Annotated in this window: 10 protein-coding genes and 2 tRNA genes; 3 read left to right on the top strand and 9 right to left on the bottom strand. The window is 34.8% G+C overall.

The window, feature by feature from the left end; all coding sequences use genetic code 11:
• Window positions 1-229: 229 nt before the first annotated feature.
• The 5 genes from OXQ85_RS11880 to OXQ85_RS11860 form a co-directional block, all read right to left on the bottom strand.
• On the bottom strand, window positions 230-1,606 hold the full coding sequence (locus tag OXQ85_RS11880; RefSeq protein WP_267404836.1) for a tryptophanase: 1,377 nt from the start codon (window positions 1,604-1,606) through the stop codon (window positions 230-232).
• A gap of 258 nt (window positions 1,607-1,864) precedes the next feature.
• On the bottom strand, window positions 1,865-2,482 hold the full coding sequence (locus OXQ85_RS11875) for a DUF502 domain-containing protein (protein ID WP_267404833.1): 618 nt from the start codon (window positions 2,480-2,482) through the stop codon (window positions 1,865-1,867).
• Window positions 2,483-2,693: 211 nt separating this feature from the next.
• Complete coding sequence (locus tag OXQ85_RS11870; protein WP_267404830.1) at window positions 2,694-3,275, bottom strand: tRNA-(ms[2]io[6]A)-hydroxylase; 582 nt, start codon at window positions 3,273-3,275, stop codon at window positions 2,694-2,696.
• 293 nt (window positions 3,276-3,568) lie between these two features.
• Window positions 3,569-4,657: an acyltransferase family protein gene (locus OXQ85_RS11865; RefSeq protein ID WP_267404827.1), complete on the bottom strand. Its 1,089-nt coding sequence runs from the start codon at window positions 4,655-4,657 to the stop codon at window positions 3,569-3,571.
• A gap of 120 nt (window positions 4,658-4,777) precedes the next feature.
• Complete coding sequence (locus OXQ85_RS11860; RefSeq protein ID WP_267404825.1) at window positions 4,778-5,665, bottom strand: metalloprotease; 888 nt, start codon at window positions 5,663-5,665, stop codon at window positions 4,778-4,780.
• A gap of 180 nt (window positions 5,666-5,845) precedes the next feature.
• Between OXQ85_RS11860 and rplU the strand changes: the two genes are divergently transcribed.
• From rplU to OXQ85_RS11845, 3 genes are all read left to right on the top strand, one after another.
• On the top strand, window positions 5,846-6,226 hold the full coding sequence (gene rplU, locus OXQ85_RS11855; RefSeq protein WP_267404823.1) for a 50S ribosomal protein L21: 381 nt from the start codon (window positions 5,846-5,848) through the stop codon (window positions 6,224-6,226).
• Window positions 6,227-6,252: 26 nt separating this feature from the next.
• On the top strand, window positions 6,253-6,510 hold the full coding sequence (gene rpmA / locus OXQ85_RS11850) for a 50S ribosomal protein L27 (RefSeq protein ID WP_165135550.1): 258 nt from the start codon (window positions 6,253-6,255) through the stop codon (window positions 6,508-6,510).
• Window positions 6,511-6,627: 117 nt separating this feature from the next.
• The gene (locus OXQ85_RS11845; protein ID WP_267404814.1) at window positions 6,628-6,813 is read left to right on the top strand and encodes a hypothetical protein; all 186 of its coding nucleotides are present in this window, start codon (window positions 6,628-6,630) and stop codon (window positions 6,811-6,813) included.
• A 53-nt stretch (window positions 6,814-6,866) separates the two neighbouring features.
• On the opposite strand, the gene OXQ85_RS11840 is transcribed toward OXQ85_RS11845, so the two are convergent.
• The 4 genes from OXQ85_RS11840 to OXQ85_RS11825 all read right to left on the bottom strand — a co-directional run bounded on the left by OXQ85_RS11840 (window position 6,867) and on the right by OXQ85_RS11825 (window position 13,412).
• Window positions 6,867-9,392: a DUF5686 family protein gene (locus OXQ85_RS11840; RefSeq protein ID WP_267404813.1), complete on the bottom strand. Its 2,526-nt coding sequence runs from the start codon at window positions 9,390-9,392 to the stop codon at window positions 6,867-6,869.
• A 274-nt stretch (window positions 9,393-9,666) separates the two neighbouring features.
• Window positions 9,667-9,743, bottom strand: a tRNA-Asn gene (locus OXQ85_RS11835).
• A gap of 280 nt (window positions 9,744-10,023) precedes the next feature.
• On the bottom strand, window positions 10,024-13,233 hold the full coding sequence (locus OXQ85_RS11830; protein ID WP_267404811.1) for a S41 family peptidase: 3,210 nt from the start codon (window positions 13,231-13,233) through the stop codon (window positions 10,024-10,026).
• A 105-nt stretch (window positions 13,234-13,338) separates the two neighbouring features.
• Window positions 13,339-13,412, bottom strand: a tRNA-Asn gene (locus tag OXQ85_RS11825).
• Window positions 13,413-13,452 lie beyond the last annotated feature (40 nt).

The raw sequence follows: 13,452 nt of genomic DNA, 5'->3' as shown, positions 1-13,452 counted from the left end.
GCTATACTTATTTTTTTCTCTTTGCAAACTTACCATTGAACGGCCTGTTTGAGCTCTTTTCTGTTTTAGGCTCGGCGGCGAAGCCGCCGAGCCTAAAACAGAAAAAGCGAGTAGTGAAAGCGGGAAATTGCTCCTAAAAAAACAATAAAAGTACAATTCGACGTAGTCAAATAGCTTCAAATAAAAAAGAATCCAAAAATTAATTTGAATCCTCTTATTATTTTAAGTTTTATGCTTCTTCCAACTGAACTGTGAAGTGTCTTAACAAATCCGGTTCCCATGTGATTTTGTAGCCTTTTGCAATCTCTTCACGTCTTTCGTAAACGTTTTTGATTGCTGCTGCAATATAATCCATGTGGTTGTTGGTATACGTTCTTCTTGGAATCGCCAAACGTACCAATTCCAACTTAGGATAACGGTTTTCTCTTGTTTCAGGATCTCTGTCTGCCAATAATGTTCCGATTTCCACCGTTCTGATTCCGGCTTCTTTATAGATTTCAAGACCTAACGTCTGTGCAGGGAATTCTGAACGGTCAACATTGGGTAAGAAATTTAGAGAATCGATGAATACAGCGTGCCCTCCAATTGGTTTCTGAACCGGAATTCCGTATTCGATTAATTTGTGACCCAGATATTCAACCTGGGAAATTCTGCTTTCCAGATAAGCAAATTCAGTCGCTTCATCCAGACCAACCGCCAAAGCAGCCATGTCTCTTCCCGCCATACCTCCGTATGTGATGAAACCTTCGTAGATAATCGTGAAATTAGATGCTTTTCTGAAAACTTCTTCGTTATTCAAAGCGATGAAACCTCCGATGTTTACCAGTCCGTCTTTTTTAGAACTCATCGTCATTCCGTCTCCGTAAGAGAAAATTTCTTTACAGATATCTTTGATCGTTCTGTTTTCCTGTCCGGCTTCTCTTTTCTTAATGAAATAAGCGTTTTCAGCGAATCTTGCAGAATCAAAAAATACAGGAACTCCGTATTTATCAGATAATTCTCTTACCGCCTTCATGTTTTCCAAAGAAACAGGCTGTCCTCCTGAAGAGTTACAAGTAATCGTAATCAAACAAAAAGGAATGCTTTCTTTAGGATGACTTTTATAAACTTCTTCTAATTTTTCTAGGTTGATGTTTCCTTTGAAAGGGTGAAGATCGTTAATATCAAAAGCTTCGTCGATTGTACAGTCGATTGCGTGTGCTTTTCTGAATTCGATGTGACCTTTTGTTGTGTCGAAGTGAGAATTCCCCGGAACTACATCACCTTCTTTTACCAAAACTGAAAATAATACGTTTTCAGCAGCTCTACCTTGGTGAGTTGGTAATAAATATTTGAAACCTGTGATGCTCTCAACAGTATTTTGCAATTGCTCGAATGAACGAGATCCTGCGTAACTTTCATCACCCATCATCAAAGCGCCCCATTGTCTGTCAGACATTGCTCCGGTTCCAGAATCCGTTAAAAGGTCGATGAAAACCTGTGAAGATTTTAGATTAAATAAATTATAGTTAGCTTGTTTTAGCCATTCTTCTCTTTCTTCTCTTGTTGATTGGCGGATTTCTTCCACCATTTTAATACGGAAAGGTTCCGCGTACGGTAAATTCATGATATTTATATTAGATTGTTTGTAACGAAAATTTTATTTGAAATACATTCAAATTCATCAAAATATTTTAAAGCAATAATTAATGCATGACAAGGATTTTTTAACCACAAAAGTTTCAAAAGATCTTAATTGTAAAATAGTTTTTCAAAAGATTACAGAAACAAAACTATTTTGAATTTGCTTTGAACTTTTGATTTAACTAAAATACTTTATCATCTTTTGTATCTTTTGCGGTGAATAAAATCATGCAAAGAATAACTATTCAGGAGCTTTAAAAATATTATCGTCTGAATGGAAGCCTGCTACACCGCCGCTCACCGCAAATTTCATTGCAGAAGCCGCGGTCATTCCCACTACAGGTTTGATGTTTTTTTCTTCAGTCACAATCACCCATCCCGAAATTGCATAAGAATGAGGAAGATAAACCGCAACATAATTGTGTTTATCAACATCTGCCATTTCTTTCTGAGTTAAAAATCCAATTCTCCAGATCTCCGGATTTTCGTTCGTCTTTACCCAAACCGGATCGTTGAATTTTTTCTTATCTCCAACAAATGAAGACATTACGTCTTTCGTTGGAGTGTAAATATGTTTTACACCAGGCGTTTTTTCCAGCAAACGATCCATAGAATCGAAAAAGAATTTTCCGACTACGAATTTATTACCTAAAAAGCCTAAAATTGCCGTAATTAAAATCGTAGAAATAAAAACCAACCCCGGAATTTCCTTTGCCACAGAAGGGATAATGTTGTCGATAGACGTAACAACATAATAAATGACAAAAATGGTAAGCCCGATTGGCCCAATAATCACCAATCCCTGAAAGAAATTTTTCAGAAAGAAATTGGCAATATTTTCAAAAGTCAGTTTTTTCACTGCGATTTTATCTGTTATTTTTTTAATTATTTACCGCAAAAGGATAAAATCTTATCTTAATTTTCTTAATCTAAATAAACTTTGTTTGTTTCTTTTTAACATTAAGAAGTTAAAAAATATCACTGTTAATAATTAAGAATCAATAAATTGATTTTTTAAGCGAATTAAATTTAGAGTTTTAAAATCTTAATTACTTAATGTTTAAAAAAATTTAACCGTGAATAGATTCTCCTTTTCCATATGACTGAATGATTTTAGCTTCATATTCCAACCATTCTTCCCAGCGTGCATTTACTTTTTCTTCGTCACCCAACTGCCTTGCAAAACCAATGAAAGTCGTGTAATGATTAGCCTCGGAAATCATTAATTCTCTGTAAAATGTTTTCAGTTCTTCGTCTTTGATATTCTCCGTTAAAACTTTAAATCTTTCACAACTTCTGGCTTCGATCATCGCCGCAAAAAGCATTTTATCAACGATAAGATCATCTCTGTTTCCACCCTTTTGGATGAAATTTACCAATTCGTTGACGTAATCGTCTTTTCTGGTACGTCCAAAAGTATAACCTCTCTTCTTGATAATCTCATGAACCTGCTGAAAATGCTCCAATTCTTCCTGAGCAATCAATAAAAGTTCGGTCACGATTTCCGGATATTCGGGTAGCATGGTAATTAAGCCGATCGCATTTGTCGCGGCTTTTTGTTCGCACCAGGCGTGATCCGTCAAAATTTCTTCTAGGTTTCCTTCTGCAATATTTGCCCACCTTGGATCGGTAGGAAGTTTCAACTTAAACATAGTTTAAAAATTTCTGTAAAATTAAAATAAATTGCGATAAGACGTATGATTTTATTTCAAATTGATAATTATAGTGGTAAAACCATTGTTCATTTATTTTGAGGAATGATGTTTTTTGTTTTTAAACGCAAAGATTCTATTTCACGGTGCTGATTTTTGGAAATCAAAGACAAATAAATTTGTTGCGCGAAGCTTGAAAATACGCTTCATCAAATCAACTTATTGATTCTTCTTTGCTCACTCGACTATGTTTTATTTTGAATTAAAACTTTGCGTCAAAAAAATGATGGATTTTAAGATGCAGTTTTCTTTCTTAAAATTTCCAGAATATTCCATCCAAAAGCATCAATTTTCTTTAATCCTGAGGAAATAATGAAGGCTAAAATGATATTTATGATATAAATTAAAATCATCAAAACCCACCAAGGCATATTTTCTTTTATTGGTACAACTAAGAAATAAACCAAAGATGAACTGATTCCCTGAGCGAAATAGAAAAAAATCGCGTTTTTCCCAATATGTGTGACAAAATTTTCTTTTGTAATTTTTAATCTGTTGTAAAAAACGAAAAGCGTAACCAAAGAAAAGAGCGTCCATATAATATAAGGAATCTTCGGAGGAAATTTATTTTTATTGATCTTAAAGAAGATTTCGCTTCCAAAGTACCAAAACATCCAAATTAAAGCGGCTGCAACCAAGCCGTAAAGTACCGGAATTATTTTTGTTGGAATCTTTTTTCCTTTCATTCTATTCGCGATCAGGAAAATCGTCATGTAAAATGCAACGTAACCGACTTGTCCTGTGGGATAAATTTCTGGAAAAATATTAAATAGTAAGGTCAAAGCAATACAAATCCCTATAAGCCAATTGATGTGTTTTGGAAAAAATCTTAAAATTAAAACTCCGAAGACGGTTAAAATAAAATAGACTTTTAAATACCAGAAACTTCCCATCACGACAGGAAAAGTATCTGCATTTGTGTATTGATGAAGATACCAATTTCCAAGATTTTGCCATTGTGGAACTGCAGAAATGCTTGTGGTGGCATATTTTGATCCGAATGTTGAATAAAATTTCTGTAGCCATTCCAAAGAAAAAAAACTGAGTCCGAAAACTTTAAAAAAGTAATCTAAAAAGAACAACAATGTCACGAAAATCATGTACGTGATCTGCAATTTTAATAATCTGTAAAAAGTTTTCTCAATATTAGAACCCGATGTGATTCCGCTTAGTGCATAAAATAAAGCAACATCAAAAACCAAAGAAAAAACTCTTATTTCCGCAGGAATATAAAATTGCCCCGACCAAAAAGCGGTATGGATAAATATTATGGAAAGCGTTGCCAATCCTTTTGCAAAATCTATGTAGAGATCTCTGTTCATCATCAATATTATAATGTGTCAAAAGTAAATAAACTTTGCGGAATTTTATCATCTGTTTTAAAAAGCAAAAAGAGGCAGGAAAATCTTGCCTCTTTTTTAAAAATATGCTAAAAATGAATGTTATTTCAAATCTTTAAACTCTTCAGCAGAAATTTCTCCCGACTGAATTTTTCTTAACTCATCCATATACTGGCTCATATAAGCATCAAGTTCAGGATATTGAGTGTTTTTTGCCATTTTATACGTTCCGTTCAGCACGCCTTGATAATAATAAAAGAAATTATAATCAAAAGCTGAAGCCGTAAGATCATACTGTCCCAAAAGGAATCCCAAACGTACCGCAGATCTTCTTTGTGGCGGAGTTCCGTGATGCCCAGCGCTTGTTGTCTGATAATCTCCGATGCTTTGAGCAAACTCATACGCTGCAGCAATCTGTGCAAATGATGTTTGGTTATAGCCATTCGGTCTTCTCAGATAATATCCTGCGAAACCGTCTGCTTCCAGTTCATTTGGTCTTGCAGTAGATTCACTTACAGAAGGCAATCCGAAGATGTACTGCAACTGATGACCGTACTCATGTGCCAAAATCATGGCGTTTACAATGTCTCCTCCTTTGGATTTTGCATCATAATAAATGGCATATCCGTAATAAATTTTTCCTGTAGAGTAGGAGATGGCATTGTAAGTAGAGTTGTAATTGGAAGGATCATTTACAAACCTTAATGTAGGATTGCTTCTTCCCCACAAACTCGCAATTTTTGTCATCTGTGCATTCATGAAATTGGTATCTGCTGTGGTTTGCAGAGTGGTGGTAAGTACGGCAGATGAGTTCCAGTACTGATCTACATAATAACATACTTTTTCCAATTCATTGGGCTGATCCAGCTTTAAATTTTCTACCTGAGCCTCAGATACTACCGTGTCTTCTACATTATCATTGTTACATGCTGCCAATGTAAAAACAGCAAATGCTCCCGCTAAAGCGCGGAAATTAAAGTTTCTTTTCATATAAAATATTTTGGTGAAAACGAAGGTATAAAATATTATGATAAGTCTCATCACTTTATGGTGAAAAATTATTCGAGACATAAAGAAAAATTTTATTTAAAAAATAATGCGTTTGATTGTAAGCAAATTAGAATTTAATTCTTATATTTGCACCTCGAAATAACTAAAAATTTATAAACAATGTTTGCAATTGTAGAAATAGCAGGGCTTCAATACAAAGTTGAGCAAGACCAGAAGTTGTTTGTAAACCGTTTAGCAGGAGACAAAGGAGGTAAAGTATCTTTCGATAAAGTACTTCTTACTGTAAACGGTGCAATCACTGTAGGCGCCCCAGCTGTAAGCGGAATCACTGTAGAAGCAGAGATCCTAGACCACGTAAAAGCTGATAAAGTAATCGTTTTCAAAAAGAAAAGAAGAAAAGGTTACCAAGTAAAAAATGGTCACAGACAATCTTTAACTCAAATTCAAATTACTGGTATTACAGGATTTGATGGAGCTAAAAAAGCAGAAAAACCTGCTAAAAAGACAACTAAAAAAGCTGACGCTGAAAGCGCAGAATAATTTAAACCAAAAAACCTTAGAATAAAATGGCACATAAGAAAGGAGTTGGTAGTTCCAAAAACGGTAGAGAATCTCACTCTAAAAGATTAGGTGTGAAGATTTTCGGTGGTCAGGAAGCTATTGCTGGAAATATTATTGTTAGACAAAGAGGTACTCAGCACCACCCGGGTGAAAACGTGGGAATCGGTAAAGATCACACTTTGTTTGCTCTAGTAGACGGTAAAGTAGTTTTCAGAAAGAAAGCAAACAACAGATCTTTTGTATCTGTAGAAGCAAACGCATAATCATTTAAGCGTTTCATAAAAATTAAAATCCTCAGCATTTTTGTTGAGGATTTTTTTTGTTTCTCCGATGAAAAATATTCTTACATTTATAGAACATCCAATTAAAAATTAATTCATATGAAAAATGTAAAGAAATTTAAAAGAGAAGAACTTAAAAATGTAATGGGAGGTGCTCTTCCGGTAAAAGATTGTTTGCCTTGTGATATTTACTGTAAACTTCCTGAAGGCGAAAGACCTTCTTGTAATGTGGTGTATATTGTGGCGCACTGCAATAGCTGTAAAGGTTATCCTGTAGAATCTTAATCTCTCTACTGAAAATAAAAAAAATCTCCTTCAATCTGAAGGAGATTTATATTTTAAAACCCAACTTGGAAGCCGGCTTTTACGCCAAATTTTGAAATATCTGGTCTGTCGAGATAATTTCCTCGCCAGTTGAAATCGACGCGGAAAATTCTAAGATTTCCAATCCCGATGTTCTCTATTCCGAAACCATATTCAAAATATACATGATCACTTGGTGCAGAATATCTTAATCCATCAACATTGATCGCTCTTGCGCCATCGCTTAATGTTCCGTAAGCGCCTCTGATGAAAGCTACTTCTCTGAATTTCAATTTTTTAATTAATGGAATGTAGGATAAAATCTTTCCATTAAAATGATGTTCAAGATGTAGCGTGGTGTACGTGTCCGCTACAAATTCGTAATAATTAAGCTGTGAAAAAGTATTGGGAACCAAACCATAAGATTGATTTCCGGGAATTACATTTTGTATTGCTAATGGTACGGTATCGAAATTTTTTCCAGCTTCAAAGTTAATCATCAATTTTCCTAAACTTCCCACCAAAACTGGTTTGTAGAATAAAAACTGTAATTTATTATAATTGAAATCAGCATTAAATAAACCTTCAATGCCTCTCGTGTACTTTAAAACGATAGTCGGAGCAAGCGTTCCGTGTTCGTATCTGTCGACTCCGGTTTGTGAGAATTTCGCGCCCGGTCTTGCAATTAAACTAACAGTAACATGAGAATCATTCACCGTTTGTCTTAATTCACCGTTTCTGTAATACATCAGGTTGAAACCGCCTGGGTTGGCTGATTTAATGCTTTGCATGGTTCCGTCTACTCTTACCTGAAAGTTTTTCCAAGGTTCAATAGAAGCAAATACATTGGTTGAATTTACCGAGCTTAAAGAAGCGTTGTCTCCTCTCGCAAAAACGGTAGAAGAGGCGAATGATCTAGACATAATTCCGTCGTCATCTGTAAGCTGTGTCCCGAGCTGTAAAATATCTCTTCTGCTTCCTACTCCAATCATGAATCTGTTGAGTCTATTGAACATGTATTTTCCTTCCACGCCATATTTAAACTGCTGATCTCTAAATCCGTACGCTCCATAAAACTGAACCCTCCAAGGATCGTTTTGAGTAAAATATGTTCTTGCACCCAGTCTTATTCTGCTGCCTTCCACTTCATTAAAGCCGTAAACAGAGAAAATAGGACCGATGTCGATGCCTTTGGTAATATTGTAATATCTTGAGCCTAATGTTTCGTAAAGCTTTACAATTCGGTTGAATTTTGGCGTCTGTTTTAGCTTGTCAAGCATTTCATACACTCCTTGCTCGGTTTTAGATAAAGAATCGGGTCTAGCTTTTGCCCAGTAAGCATCGTCTTTATCTACAAACTTATCATCATATTCTTCTTCTCTTCGAACGAAAACTTTATTATCTAAAGGTTTATTAAAATCATATTCGTAATAATCTACAGACCGCCTTGCAATAATGCTTTTGGATGTTTTTTTCTTGGCAAAAGGCGTTAACTCAATTGCGGTGACGAATTTTTTAGGTAAGAAAGTTTCATCATCAGGATTGTCATATTCCAACTCGGTAGAAATACTGTTGATGAAATTAACATTAATCTTTTGAGTAGATTTTAAAGTTGCTCCCAATACGGCATAGCTGTCTGTATCGATATAAAGATAGCCCTGAAAAGCCAAAACCTCTGTTCTTTTCGGTTGATATCTAATTCTGTAGGCTCTTTCGCCATGAACGCTGATGGTATCGGTTAAATTATAATCATACGTACTAAAACCGTCTGTACCTACAGGGCTTGGGAAACCAATATCGAAATAATTTAAAGTATTATCATAAATATTAATATCACGATAAAGGTTTTTTGCGGTTACCGTAATCACTTGATTATCTTGGAATCCTGAAGTTTTCTGAGCTATAAGAAGCTTTTTGTTTTTTTTATCGGGTTTGTTTTCTCCGTAATTTTCGTAGATAGATTCATTTAAAAATATAGGAAGTCCCATTTTTCCGCTGGCAGTAGAATCTGCATAATCGAAGATAAAATCCATTTTATTGAAGATCTTTTTCTTCATGAAAGTACTATCCAGATTATTGGCATCAAACTGAATTTTCTCGTATTCTTTGTAAGTGTAGGTATTGAATTTTTCTAAACCATTGTTCCTTTTTCTTTTCCAGACTTCCTGCATGATGGCATACGCGGGATTTTCTTTTTTATTTTTATACTTTGGCTTTTCGTTATGAATTACAACTTCCTGAATATCTCCCACTTTTTCAGCGGAAAGTTTTACAAAAATATTAGAGTTATTTTCTGAAGTAATATCAATGCTTTGCAGCGAATAGTTTTTCTTTAAAAATTTAAGTTTATAAATAATACTGTCTGACTGAATACTGAAATTTCCGGAATTTGTAGTTAAAGCAGCTTTATTACTGTCGTTGATGAAAATATCTACACCTGTGATAGGCTTAGTGGTTTTTTCATCAATAATTCTTCCGCTAGCCGAATTTTGGGCGCAGACGAAATCAGATAAAAGTATAATAAAGAAAAGGGGATAGTATTTTATATTGTTAATAAACATTTGTATTTTTCCTAGCATTTAGCATAAACAAAAAGCATGCTGTTTCTTTCAAAGGGTTAATAATTTTTACGCTTTTTTTGTAATTAGGAACAAAACAACAAAAATAGCAAAAATAACTTCAACATTTTTAGTGATGCTGTAATTGTAAATCTGTTAAGGAGTAACTTTTTACGGATATAATTCTGTTTTAAAACGAAATAACAGATTTTATAGTATGTAAAGGGAAGAGTAAATTTTGAAGCATAAAAAAAGACTTACATTTCTGTAAGTCTTTTGGCTCCTCCTGCTGGGCTCGAACCAGCGACCCTCTGATTAACAGTCAGATGCTCTAACCAACTGAGCTAAGGAGGAATTTCCTTCTTTTAAGGTGATGCAAATATAATATGAATATTTATATCAAGCAAGTTTTATCCTTTATTCATGATGATTTTTCGCTAAATGTATTGAATTTCAATCACAAATATTTTACATTTTTTTTAATTAAATCTGAATTCTTCTCAATTATTACTCCAAAATTGAAATGTTTAGCTTAGAAAAAATGTTGTATTGCTTAGGGGTTCTTGTTTTTTATCTCAACTGAAATAACAATAAAAAGAATATTGCTATTTCAGTTTCAGATATTTTAAATTTTTTATTTCTTTAAATCTTTAAGAATTTCCTGAACAGCGCGCTCCAATTGTGGGTCATTATTCTGCTGGCGATCCATAAACGTATTTTTGATATAAATATCCGGTTTCACTCCTGTTTTTTCAAGATTCTGACCGTCCAGGGTGTAAGTTCCCCAAGAAGGCAATCTGTAAAAAGATCCGTCTACCAGGCTTTTTCCAGAAGTGAAGATAATCCAGCGGTAAGTATCCTGACCAATAATTTTTCCTAATTTCAAAGCTTTAAATCCTGCTGCAGTCATTTCGGCATCACTTAAAGACGCTTCGTTGATTAACAAAACAATAGGTTTTCCTGATGGAGCAAAATTTGGCTGCGTTGTCATTTTACCTTCACGGTATTTCCATTGTAAATACGGTCGTTGAGAAAGGAAATTCAAGACTTTATCATGTACATTTCCACCTGTGTTGTATCGAAGGTCGAGGATAACGGCGTCTTTTCTGTTTTCCTGCTCTACCATGTCTAAAAGGAAGCGATCAAGCTCCTCGGTCGACATGTTTTTCATGTAAGAATAAGCGATTCTGTTATTGCTCAGTTTATTCACGCGCTCACGATTGTTGAAAATCCAGTCGTCATACAGCAGACTTTTTAATTCCACATTTGAAATCGGATGAACTTTTGTCGTTATATTTTTACCATTACGATTGAAGGTTAAAATAAGCTCTTCCTGCTTTTTAGGCGTGGTAAAATAGGTTTCAATATTTTCATTTTTGTCAATGGTTTTTCCATTTACAGAAACCAGTTCGTCTCCAGATTTTATATCAACTCCGGTACGGAAAGCGGGAGATTTTCTTACGATACTTTCTACGGTGTAAGGCTGATCTTTTTTAAAGATGATTCCCGTTTCGTTGGTGAAATAATTCAGATAAGTGCTTTCTTCTTTTCCTGTAGAAGAAAATCCGGTGTGAGAAGAATTTAATTCGCCTAAAAGATCATTCAACAAAATTCTAAGATCATTTCTGTTGTGAACATACGGAAGATATTTTGCATATTGCTCTCTTTTAGCTTTCCAGTTGATGCCGTGGAATTTTTCATCATAGAAATTTTCCTCAACACCCGTCCACGTTTCATCATACATTTGTGTAAATTCTGAAGCCAGATCTTTGTTGAATGTATACTGAATATTTATTTTTTGAGGTTTTAAAGCTGAAATTGCTGTTTTATAAACATTCCCTTCGATTAACGCAAAAAGGTTTTTAGCATTTTTAGTGATGTTGTAAGCGGCTTTGTCGAAAACTTTTTCAGACTTGGCGGGTTCAAAATCAGTGAAAACTTTTTTAAACAACTGTCTTTTACCATTATCCTGATTGGAGTTAAACAATAAAATCTCTTTTTTGTCATCCAAGAAAACTGCCGGATCATCCTGATAACCATATCGGTCGGTCACCAGTTCGATTCGCTCCGACGTATATTCAGGATTTACCTTGATTTCCTTAACGACAGGTTCTTTCTCTTTCTCCTTTTCATCTTTTTTATCCCCGTCTTTATCTTTGCTTTCATCCTTTTCCTTGTCGTTTTTCTCTTTTTTCTCCTTCGTTTTTTCAGAATCTTTCGTTTCTTTTTTGTCTTCTTCCTTGAAGAGTTGGTCGAATTTTTCAGATTTATAAGGCGTGTCAAACCAATCCAGCGCCATACGGTAGATGTTAGATTTCTGCAAGCCTAAAGGGTAGGAAGGGCTTGTTCTGTCACTTGTAAAATAAATGTATTTCCCGTTCGGCGACCAGTAAGGATCTTCTTCAGATACTCCGGTGTTTGTAAGGTTAGTAGTTTCACCTTTTTTAATATTATAAATGAAAATATCAAGCTCGAAATTTCTTTTTGCTGAAAATAAAACGTATTCGTTATTCGGTGAAAAAGAGGGTTTTGAGTTTTGAAATGCCCAGATTTCGTCTTTCACAATCGTTGTCGAATTGAAATTTTTAAGATCCATTAATCTCACTTCATCACGACCACTTAAATAAACTGCTTTTGACAAATCGCTGTTAAGGCTGATGTTGCGGTTATTTCGCAAATCACTGGTCAGCTGTTTCTGTTGTCCTTTTCCGTCTGCAGCAATGCTGAACCAGTTTTGATATCCTTTATCAGTCTGACTGAAAAGTAACGTGCGGTTATCTTTCAGCCATTTTACTTCCATGACACGTTCTTTTCCGTCGGAAATTTGTTGTGAAAATTTACCTTCCACATCCGAAACAAATAGAACCCCGCGACTCACGTACGCCATTTTTTTGCCATCGGGAGAAACATCGTAATACGAAATATTATTTTCTACGCTGAAGCTTTGTTCTTTTTCTAATGTTTTATTCGTGTTTAAATTGATAGCAAGGGCTTTTGTGCTTTTTGAAGCGACATCATAAACATATAGCTGATAATCTTTTTCAAAAATAACTTTAGAGCCATTGGCTGCAACAAAAGGTTTCTTTATTGAAGTGTCAAACTTTGTTAATGCAGTTTTTTGACCATTTTCAAGTTTGTAAAGATTGTATTCGCCATTATTTTCATCAGAAATAAAATAAATAACGCCATTTTTATCTACACTTGGGTTAAAGTCTTTTCCTTCGTAATTGGTGTATTGTTTAAAAGAATTGTTCTTTGGATTGAAGCCTAAAATATCAGGATTATTTTCGCCTTTATAACGCTTACGATGAACCTGATTGGCGCTTTCCATAGAACTTGTGAAAAGATATTCTCCAGAAGGCGTTTCTGCTAATCCATTCGTATTATTAAAATAATTGTTAAAAAGCTTTTCCGGAGTTTTTCCTTCAATTGTGGTTTTAAAACTTCCGAAATTATTATTTCTGCTCGAAGTAAAATAAATCGTTTTGCTGTCCCAGCTCCAATTTTCCATTTCATCTTTTCCGGTATGGAAAGTCAGTTGCTTGATCGTTCCTCCTTCAGCAGGCATCAGATAAACATCATAGTTGCCATATTGATTAGAGCTGAACGCCAGCCATTTTCCATCAGGAGAAATTCGTGGATTGATCTCTTCGCCTTCCATCGCTGTGATTCTTGAAGCGTTTCCTCCGTTAGAATCTGCTTTCCAGATATCTCCATCGTAAGCGAAATAGGCAACTTTTCCGTCCGGACTTAATGAAGGTGTTGATAAAAAATATGATTTTTCCTGCGCCGAAATCTGTGTGATCGCAAAGGCAGTAAATAATGAAATGTATAGTCTTTTCATGAGCTAGTTTATATTGATGAAAAATACTAATGGGTTTTAAGTATTTTAATAAAATTCACAAATATAAACATAAAAAAAGACCTACATTTCTGTAAGTCTTTTTTGCTCCTCCTGCTGGGCTCGAACCAGCGACCCTCTGATTAACAGTCAGATGCTCTAACCAACTGAGCTAAGGAGGAATGTCCTTTGTTTTAAGTGGTGCAAATATAGGACGAATAT

Origin of the sequence: Chryseobacterium sp. GM_Chr_2, from assembly GCF_026540445.1 — a bacterium.
GTDB lineage: Bacteria > Bacteroidota > Bacteroidia > Flavobacteriales > Weeksellaceae > Chryseobacterium.
Note: the sequence above shows the minus strand (reverse complement) of the source record. Positions and strands in the feature narration are given on the sequence as shown.

Excerpts from the sequence above, each read along its gene's own strand:
- OXQ85_RS11880 (WP_267404836.1), bottom strand. The coding sequence starts at position 1,606 with ATGAATTTACCGTACGCGGAACCTTTCCGTATTAAAATGGTGGAAGAA.
- OXQ85_RS11870 (WP_267404830.1), bottom strand. The coding sequence starts at position 3,275 with ATGTTTAAGTTGAAACTTCCTACCGATCCAAGGTGGGCAAATATTGCA.
- OXQ85_RS11865 (WP_267404827.1), bottom strand. The coding sequence starts at position 4,657 with ATGAACAGAGATCTCTACATAGATTTTGCAAAAGGATTGGCAACGCTT.
- OXQ85_RS11860 (WP_267404825.1), bottom strand. The coding sequence starts at position 5,665 with ATGAAAAGAAACTTTAATTTCCGCGCTTTAGCGGGAGCATTTGCTGTT.
- rplU (WP_267404823.1), top strand. The coding sequence starts at position 5,846 with ATGTTTGCAATTGTAGAAATAGCAGGGCTTCAATACAAAGTTGAGCAA.
- rpmA (WP_165135550.1), top strand. The coding sequence starts at position 6,253 with ATGGCACATAAGAAAGGAGTTGGTAGTTCCAAAAACGGTAGAGAATCT.
- OXQ85_RS11845 (WP_267404814.1), top strand. The coding sequence starts at position 6,628 with ATGAAAAATGTAAAGAAATTTAAAAGAGAAGAACTTAAAAATGTAATG.
- OXQ85_RS11840 (WP_267404813.1), bottom strand. The coding sequence starts at position 9,392 with ATGTTTATTAACAATATAAAATACTATCCCCTTTTCTTTATTATACTT.
- OXQ85_RS11830 (WP_267404811.1), bottom strand. The coding sequence starts at position 13,233 with ATGAAAAGACTATACATTTCATTATTTACTGCCTTTGCGATCACACAG.